The 8066-nt window shown below is 73.5% G+C and carries 5 protein-coding genes; all 5 read left to right on the top strand.

The features are described from left to right. Positions 1 to 477 precede the first annotated feature (477 nt). Positions 478 to 1380 carry a hypothetical protein gene (locus ABZ656_RS54280; protein ID WP_331720782.1) on the top strand — a complete coding sequence of 301 codons (903 nt, stop codon included), beginning with the start codon at positions 478 to 480 and terminating at the stop codon, positions 1378 to 1380. A gap of 423 nt (positions 1381 to 1803) precedes the next feature. Beyond that, positions 1804 to 2067 (top strand): hypothetical protein, encoded by a 264-nt coding sequence (locus tag ABZ656_RS54275; protein WP_331720783.1) that lies wholly within the window; start codon positions 1804 to 1806, stop codon positions 2065 to 2067. Positions 2068 to 2409: 342 nt separating this feature from the next. Continuing rightward, positions 2410 to 4773 (top strand): hypothetical protein, encoded by a 2364-nt coding sequence (locus tag ABZ656_RS54270; protein WP_360279624.1) that lies wholly within the window; start codon positions 2410 to 2412, stop codon positions 4771 to 4773. A 378-nt stretch (positions 4774 to 5151) separates the two neighbouring features. After that, a complete protein-coding gene (locus ABZ656_RS54265; RefSeq protein WP_360279621.1) occupies positions 5152 to 6345 on the top strand; it encodes a hypothetical protein in 1194 nt (397 codons plus the stop codon). Then, the gene (locus tag ABZ656_RS54260) at positions 6345 to 7793 is read left to right on the top strand and encodes a hypothetical protein (protein WP_360279618.1); all 1449 of its coding nucleotides are present in this window, start codon (positions 6345 to 6347) and stop codon (positions 7791 to 7793) included. Before ABZ656_RS54265 ends, ABZ656_RS54260 begins: the two co-directional genes overlap by 1 nt. Positions 7794 to 8066: the final 273 nt, after the last annotated feature.

Genomic DNA, 8066 nt, shown 5'->3' with positions numbered 1-8066 from the left:
AAGCGGTGAATCCTGGACACCCCGACGCACGGCGCGCTAGGGGCGAGCCCTGCCGCCCCTCCGGAGGGACCCCCCGCTCAGGCCCGGGACATGGCGCAGGCGCCGGGGGTGGCGGCCGCCGTCGACCGCCACGGCGTCGAGGACGACGAGCACCAGGACCACGGGCAGCAGCTCGCCGAGGCCGAGGAGCCGGCCGACGCCGACCGGCCGCGCGGTCGAGGACGACGAGCACCAGGCCGCCGACGCCGAGCAGGCCGAGAAGCCGGACCGGACCGGCGGAAGGTTCTAGCGTGCACACGCTAAAAGATCTTGGAAGTTCTTCGGATCGCGCTTCTGACCTGCGGTTTTGTGGTGGCGCACACGGGCCCAGAGTTGCCAGTGATGCCCTAGTGCTGTAATCTAGTACTTGTCGGAAAGGGGAACGGCACCCCGGACCGACACCACCAACACCCAGCGCGACGCGATAGGAAGTGCACCATGACGACCACCCCGGCCACCGTCTCGATTCCCGCCCAGGCCGAGCCGACCGAGGCGCCCGCCCAGGTCGACCAGGAGCACGGCAGCCGGATCATCACCGCCCTGGAAGGCGCATGGGCCGCGATCCGCGCCCAGCACCCCGAGGTGCCGCGCGTCGTGATGATCACCGGCAGCGGCCAGGACGGCCGGGGGTCCCTCCGGTGGGGGCACTTCGGCGCCGACTTCTGGACCGTCGACAACGGACAGAAGAAGGGCCGCGCCCCCGAACTGTTCGCGGGTGGCGAGCTGTTGAGCCTCGGCGGCCGCCGCACCATGCAGACGCTTATCCACGAGGCCGCCCACGCCGTCGCCCACGTCCGGAAGATCAAGGACACGTCCAGCGCGGGCCGCTACCACAACAAGCGCTTCGGCAAGATCGCCGAAGAGATGGGACTCATCGCCCCGAAGACGCCCGCGCCCGTCCTCGGTTTCTCGGACTGCCACATCACCGACGCCACCGCCGCCCGCTACGCCGCCGCGATTGAGGCACTGGACGCCGCCCGCCTGCCCTACGTCCACAACCCGCTCGCCATCGCCCTCGGCGGAGGCACCCCCGGCACCCCCAGCCCGACCGGTGGCGACGAAGACGACGAGAACGGCCAGAGCCAGGGCACCGAGGGCGGCCAGGACGACGAGGACGAGGGCGCCCCGCAGAAGCCCAAGAAGCGCCCGGCAACCCGCTTCCTGGTCATCTGCGGATGCACCAAGCCCGGCAAGGACGGCACCCCGGAGCCCGCCCGCCGCATCCAGATCAGCCGCGCCACGTGGGAGTTCGGGGGCGAGGACGGCGGACTCATGTGCGGGAAGTGCGGCGAGCCGTTCAAGAAGGCCCAGCAGGACGAGGAGCAGGCCGACGCCGGGTGACAAGCCCGGAAGGGGAGGGGGGCGCCCACCGGGCGCCCCCCTTGTCACGTGGTGCAGCTCGCTTCGCGCGTCGGCTCCGTGGCCAAGGTGCGGACCGTAGGCAGCACTTACGGTGCCGAGTCTCGGGGGGCGGGCCGCCGGGACGGACAGACCAATGGGGGAGTGGTGGCGGCTGGCTGTGGTGCCGCCGTACGGCCCTGGCGGCCGCACGGCTCCCTACCTCCGCCCGCCGGCGGTTTGGTGACAGGCCGTCAGAGGTGCCGTGCCGTGGCCGAGGCCCACCCAGGTAACCGGCCCAATCCCGATCCGACAAACGGACCATTAGCGTCATTCGGCACGGCAAACCCAGGAACCGCAAAGAAAGTTCCGCGCCACGCCGCTTGACTTGCTGCAAGACTCTGCGATCTCTGACAAGATCGCTCCATGAAAGATCGCCGAGGAGTGGGTGGGCCGCCGCGAGGGACACGGTTCCGCGCGCCTCACTACGACCCCACCACGGGCGAGGCGTACCGACCGGGCTCGAACTTCGAGCCCCAGAACGCCGTGAAGCTACTCAACATCTGCGAGCGACTGGACACCAGCGTGGCCGGTTTCCTCAACACGATGGTGGAGTTGCTGGAGGTGGACCCTCGAACGGGTCAGCCCGTCGGATGGCCGAATGCCGTACGCCTGAAGGAGGCCGGATGAACTAACCGGCCCATCAACTTCCTGGCCCCCTAAGCCGGGTGTTGGTTGGAGCCATCGGGGTCTCAGCTTCTCAACGGTTGTGGCGACCTGTTGCCGAGACTCCCGATCCCAGATCGAGCACGTAACCGCTGTCCGCCGGATTCCTAGGCCCGACAGCCGGGGCTTTCGTGCGTCCTCTAACACCGAGGGAGCGTTGCCATCGTAGCAGCGAGCCACGGTGGCGGTAGAGGCTTGCCTCAGACCGGTGTGTCATCGGCGCTTTATCAACAAGGTGACCTTTTCTCTGCCGCCGCCACGCCCGCATTCCCCCCTGTGACCGTACGTCGGCCAGGGGTTTCTAGCGTGCACACGCTAGAACTGTCAGTGCAGGCCAGGACCCTTACGCGGTTCCTCGGCGAGCTGTCCCCGCGTGCCCGCGTACGGGCCGCCGCCGGGACGCCCGACGCCTGGCGGAACGTCTACCCGGACGCCGTGGCGGTCGCCGAGGTGGAGCCGGACCGGCCCGTGGCGATGTACCTGACCCGCCGTCAGCGCGGTGCGTACAGGTTTACGGCCGTCGTACTGGACTGCGACGCCAAGCGCGTGCCTGCCGAGCAGGCCGCCGCCGACGCCGAGTTGTTGGCCGACGCCGCCCGCGCCGAGGGCATCGAGCCCGTACCCACCCAGTCCGGCCCGAACGGCGGCCGCCACGTGTGGACCGGGTGCGCCGAGGGGGTGCCCGTCGCCACGGTGCGGAGGATCGCCCGCGCCGCCCGCACCCTGTGCCCGTCCGTCGACATCGCGCCCCTGATGAACCCGAAGGCCGGCGCGGTCCGCCCGCCCGGCGCCGCCCACCGCCACGGCGGCCACAACGAGTTGACCGCACACACCATCGAGCAGGCCGTGAAGGCCCTCGGCTCCGCCTCGGCCCCCGCCGAGGCGTTCGAGCGCCTGGCCGTCCGGCTGGAGTCGATGGCCGCCGCCCTCACCGTCGAGCGGCCCACGAGGACGAGGCCCGCCCCGGCCCCCGCCGGCCGCCGCGCCGCCGAGGACGACGAGCACCAGGACGGCCCCGTACCCCCGTCGATCCAGCAGCGCGGACCGATCCAGCGCCCCGTCATCACCGACGCGGCCGGGTGCCCGCAGCTCGCCGTACCGTGGCGCCCCCTTGGCGAACGCGCCATGAAGGGACTCCGGCGGAAACTGACGCGCCATCACGACCACTCGCAGCAGGCCCACGCCCCCGCCCGATCCATGGCCCTGGCCGGATGGACCCAGGCCGAAGGGCTCGCCGTGGTGCGCGACGCCCAGTCGTCCCCCGCGCTGGAATGGCTCCGCAGCGAGCGCCAGTCGGACGGCGCCCGGACCCCCCGCGCGGAGGAGGACACCGCCCGCCTGTGGGCCCGGGTGTGGTGGCTCGCCGTCCAGGACGCCGCCCGGATGCCCCGCAGGCCCGAGGACGACGGCGGCCGCCACGAGCGGACCGAGGCCGAGGTGGCCGTGGTCGACCTGTTCGCCCGGATGCGGGCCGCCGGCCCCGCACGGTGGGGACGGGAGTCCGGCCCCGCAGACGCCGCGATCCTGGCCGCCCTGGCCTGGCTCATGCTCACCGCCGGCACCACCGACGTGAGCGCCAACGTCCGCCGCCTCGGCGTGCTCGCCGGATACAGCCGCCAGACGGCATCCCTGGCCCTGTGGCGCCTCATCCGGGACGGATGGCTCACCGTCACCGCCGAGGCCGAGCGCAGGGCAGGCAAGGCCCGCCGGGTGACCCTGGCGACCGAGCACCAGTGCCCCGACCACCACGGCCACCGATGCGCCATCTACCAGGCCACCGACCACGTTTCACCAGTTCACCCGGGGTCTGACAGAAGGCGGAACGCCGCCGCGCCCCCCGCCCCCCAGAACCCCCCTGCCGACGTCCCCGCGCACCTCCGAGCCCTCACCACCCACCAGCAAGCCGACGTGTGGCACTCCCTCGGCCACCACGCGGCCCGCACCCTGTGGGAGATCCAACAGCAGGACCGCCCCACCCTGGCCCAGCTCATGACCGCCACCGGCTACGGCCGCCGCGCCACCCTCCGGCACCTCCACCAGCTCCAGGCCCTCCAACTCACCACCACCGCGCGCCCCCGCCGAGGAACGACCACATACGCCGCCACGGGCCGCCCGCTGTACGAGGCCGCCAAGGAGACCAGCACCGCCGGACGCGTCGCCGGCCTGGCCGTGGACGCCCGCGTGGACCAGGCCGCGCACGAGTGGTGGTCGGCAGAGGAGGAATGGAGCGCGCTGCCCAGCGCCGAGAAGCGCGCCCGCGGACCCCGCCCCGGCCCGGACCAGATCGTCATCCCCGGCCAGGCCCCCGGCGCCCGCGCCTACCCGCGCCACCGCGACGGCCGCCCCGACCACCGCCGCGCCCGCCAGATCGAGGCCCAGCGCATCAACGCTGCCGGCCTACTCGCCCACGCCCAGCAGCTCGCCCAGGCCGGACACCTCATTGACCCCGCCCACCTCAGCGCCACCGGAGCCGAGCAGCCCCAGCCCCGACGCCGCAAGCGCCCCGTCCTCCCCGCCCGCCAGCACTGCCGGCACTGCCACGCCGCCCCCGGCGAACGGTGCGTGACCTGGCGAGGCACCCCGGCCGCTGAGTGGCACGCCGCCCGCCGAGCCGCCGCCCAGCAGGCCGCCGAGGACCCGACACGCGGAAGCCAGCAGAACAGCGCGTGAGCCGCCCCCGGACGCGGTAGAGTCATCACCACGGCGGAACGAAGCCGGGCACCCGACCACCACGGCGGAGAAGCCCAGGAATCGCCCCGCCGGACCGGCAGCCCCAGCCGAACCGTCCACCGGGCGGACAAGCCGGCCCCCGCCTCACAGCGGGACCGAGCCAAGGCCAGGGAAACCTAGCGTGCACACGCTAGAACTGCCGCCACGGGTAACCGCCCGAACCGCAGCGGCCCACAGCCGCCGGGTTGGCGGAGTCCCCGAGCAGGACCAGTCGGCGAGAGGCCGGCCACCCACCACCCCCGGAAATTGGCACCCTCTTGCCAACGGCTAATTTCTGGAATACTAGAAACAGTAATCCAGAAATGATAGGCTGAGGTCATGACGCAGACCACCGAGACGAACCGCGACCCGAACGCGTACGCCTACCGCGTTGAAGGCCGTGTGCCCGCCGGCCCGTACGCCGGCCCCCTGGCCGAGACCGAGGGGCGCATGGGCATCGACGGCACGGCCGTCCTCACGGTGCGGGTTCACGACGCCGGCCAGCACGGCACCACCCGCCGCGAGGCCGCCGAGCGCCTGGCGTGGGGGTACGGCGTCCGTACCCGCCGGGTGTACGCCGACCTGTTGGCGGACCGGCTGGACCGGCACGCGCTCCGGATCGAGGGTGCCCCGCTCGCCGTCGCCCGGTTCGCCGCCGACCTCCCCGGGTTGCTCGCCGCCATCGAGGCCGCCGCCACGGCGATGATGCGCCGGCTCGCCGGATGGATGCGCGACTCGGCCCACGGCCAGCGGTGGACCGAGTACCACGGCCCGCAGGACTGGCGGACCGAACGCCGGTACTGGCGCCGCTCGTTCATCCGGCACCTGGCCGATTTCGTCGGCCCCTACGCGCCGCAGGTCGACGCGCCGATGCCGGATTGGTCCGAGGACTGGTTGGGCATCCCGGCCCGGATCGCCCAGGCGACCGCCCCCACCATCGACACCGAGGCCGTGCGCGACCACATGGCCGAGGCCCTGTTGTTCGCCCAGGCCGTCACCGCCGAGCCCCGCATCATCGAGCCGACGCCGGAGCCGCGCACCCGGTACGCCAGCGTGTACGACGCGATCCACGCCCCGCAGGAGTACAGCCAGGAACTCGGCGACGTGGTCACCACGTACGGCCCCGACCCGGACGCCGGCACCGAGCTGGAGACCGCGGCAGCCGTCGAGGTCGAGGACGACGAGCGCCAGGCCGCCGAGGTCGAGGTGGACGAGAAGGTGACGGCGGCCGCAGTCGAGGCCTGCGCCGAGCTCACCGAGCCGACCACCGCGCCGCAGGTCAGCGCGCCGCCCACGGGCCGCCCGGCACCGGATCGAGTGGCGGCCGCCGTGCGGATTGTCCGCCGCCACCGTCCGTACGGCAGCATCAGGACCCACACCAGGCCGCAGGCCCGCACCCGGGGCCAACTCAGGCCGCCCCAGCGCGCCGACCGGGCCGCCCCGTCGACCCGCCCCACCGGCACCACCAGGAAGGCCACCCCGCCCGTGACCGCCGACCACCGAACCCACGCCACCACCAGCGGGGGGAACTGATGACGACCGCCCTTGACGCCGACGACGAGCACCAGGACCACGGGCAGGAAGAGGAAGAGGCGCCGTACGGCTACTGGCCGGAGCCGTGCGCCAACTGCGGGAAGTTGATCCCCCGGGCGAAGCCGTCCGGTGCCGGGCGGCCGCCGGAGTACTGCGACAGCACGTGCCAGAACGAGCGGAAGGCCGCGCGAGCCCGGGAACGCAACTCTCCGGGACTGCCGGGGCAGATCCTCCGCATGGAGGAGACCGTCACCAGGCTTGAACAGGTGGCCGCCGACGCCCGGTTGGAGTTGCAGAAACTCAACTCCCCCGAGGGCATCGAGGCCCGGCTAGCCGCCGCACGTGCCGCCAACGCCAGCGACGTGGCGGCCGCCAACCGGAAGGCCGCCGAGGCCGCCGCCGACGCCGCCAACGCGCGGTCCGAGGCCGGCCAGGCCGTAGCCGACCGGGAAGCCGCCGAGGCCGCCGCCGAACGCGACCGGGTGGCCCGCGAGGCCGCCGACGACGCGCGGGAAGTCGCCGAGCAAAAGGCCCGCCAGGCCGAGCGCGACAAGGAGACCGCCCAGGACGGCCGAGCCGCCGCCGAGGCGCGGGCCGAGGAGGCCGAGCGCCAGCGGGCCACCGCCGAGAGCGAGCGCGACGCAGCCACCGAGGCCCGACAGCAAGCCGAGACCGCCCAGGCCGAGGCCGAGCGCGAGCGGGACCAGGCCCGCCGCGACCAGGCCGCCGCCGACGCTCGCCGCGCCGACGCCGAAGCCGAGCGAGGCCGCGCCGAGGCGCGGGCCGAGGAGGCCGAGCGCCAGCGGGCCACCGCCGAACGCGCCCGCGACGCCTTCCAGCAGGAAGCCGAACGCGCCGTTGAACGCGCTCAGCAGGCCCAGGAGGCCCAACAGCGCGCCGAGGCGCGGGCCGAGGAGGCCGAGCGCCAGCGGGCCACCGCTGAACGCGAAAAGCAGGAGTTGACCGAAGGACTCACCCGCGAGATCCAGGGACGGAAGAACGCCGAGCGCGAGCGCGACGCCGCCAGCGCGGAGGCAGCGGAGTCCAGCCGTCAGCGCGTCGCCGCCGAGAACCGCGCCGACCGAGCCGAGGAGCGCCAGGCCGCCGCCGAGGACCGGGCGGAGCGGGCCGAGTCGCGCGCAGACCGCCGCATCGGCGAGGCCGAGAAGCGACGGGACGAACTGGCGGAACAGCTCGCCACCGAGCAGACCGCACGACAGCAGGCCGAGCAGGAACGGGCGGCCGCCGTCCAGCGCGCCGACGACGCCCAGGAGCGCGCCGAACGCGCCGAGCGGGAGCGGTCGGAAGCCGTCGCCGCCGCCGCCGAAGCCCGCCGACAGCTCGCCGCCGCGCAGGCCCGCGCCGAGATGCGCGCCGAGGCGGAGAAGTCGCCGGCCAGGCGAGGCAGGAAGGCGGCCGGGGACCCGCAGGAAGGACTCGGAAACTGACCACGACGACGAGCACCAGGCGGTGAAGCGTGCCCCTCAGCAGAGCACCGGGGGGCACTGCCATGCCCGCCGAGATACGCCGAACCACGGCGCCGAGCGAGCATCCTCCCGGAGTCCGTTTCTAGCGTGCACACGCTAGCCCAATGTGCGGCAGCGTCCCGGCCTTTCGCGCGTCCGTGCCATGTCCCGGGCCTGAGCGGGGGGTCCCTCCGGAGGGGCGGCAGGGCTCGCCCCTAGCGCGCCGTGCGTCGGGGTGTCCAGGATTCACCGCTT

The sequence above is a fragment of the Streptomyces sp. NPDC007095 genome, assembly GCF_040634475.1.
Lineage (GTDB): Bacteria > Actinomycetota > Actinomycetes > Streptomycetales > Streptomycetaceae > Streptomyces.
Note: the sequence above shows the minus strand (reverse complement) of the source record. Positions and strands in the feature narration are given on the sequence as shown.

Coding starts and splice junctions, on each gene's coding strand:
- ABZ656_RS54275 (WP_331720783.1), top strand. CDS start 1,804: ATGAAAGATCGCCGAGGAGTGGGTGGGCCGCCGCGAGGGACACGGTTC.
- ABZ656_RS54260 (WP_360279618.1), top strand. CDS start 6,345: ATGACGACCGCCCTTGACGCCGACGACGAGCACCAGGACCACGGGCAG.
- ABZ656_RS54265 (WP_360279621.1), top strand. CDS start 5,152: ATGACGCAGACCACCGAGACGAACCGCGACCCGAACGCGTACGCCTAC.
- ABZ656_RS54280 (WP_331720782.1), top strand. CDS start 478: ATGACGACCACCCCGGCCACCGTCTCGATTCCCGCCCAGGCCGAGCCG.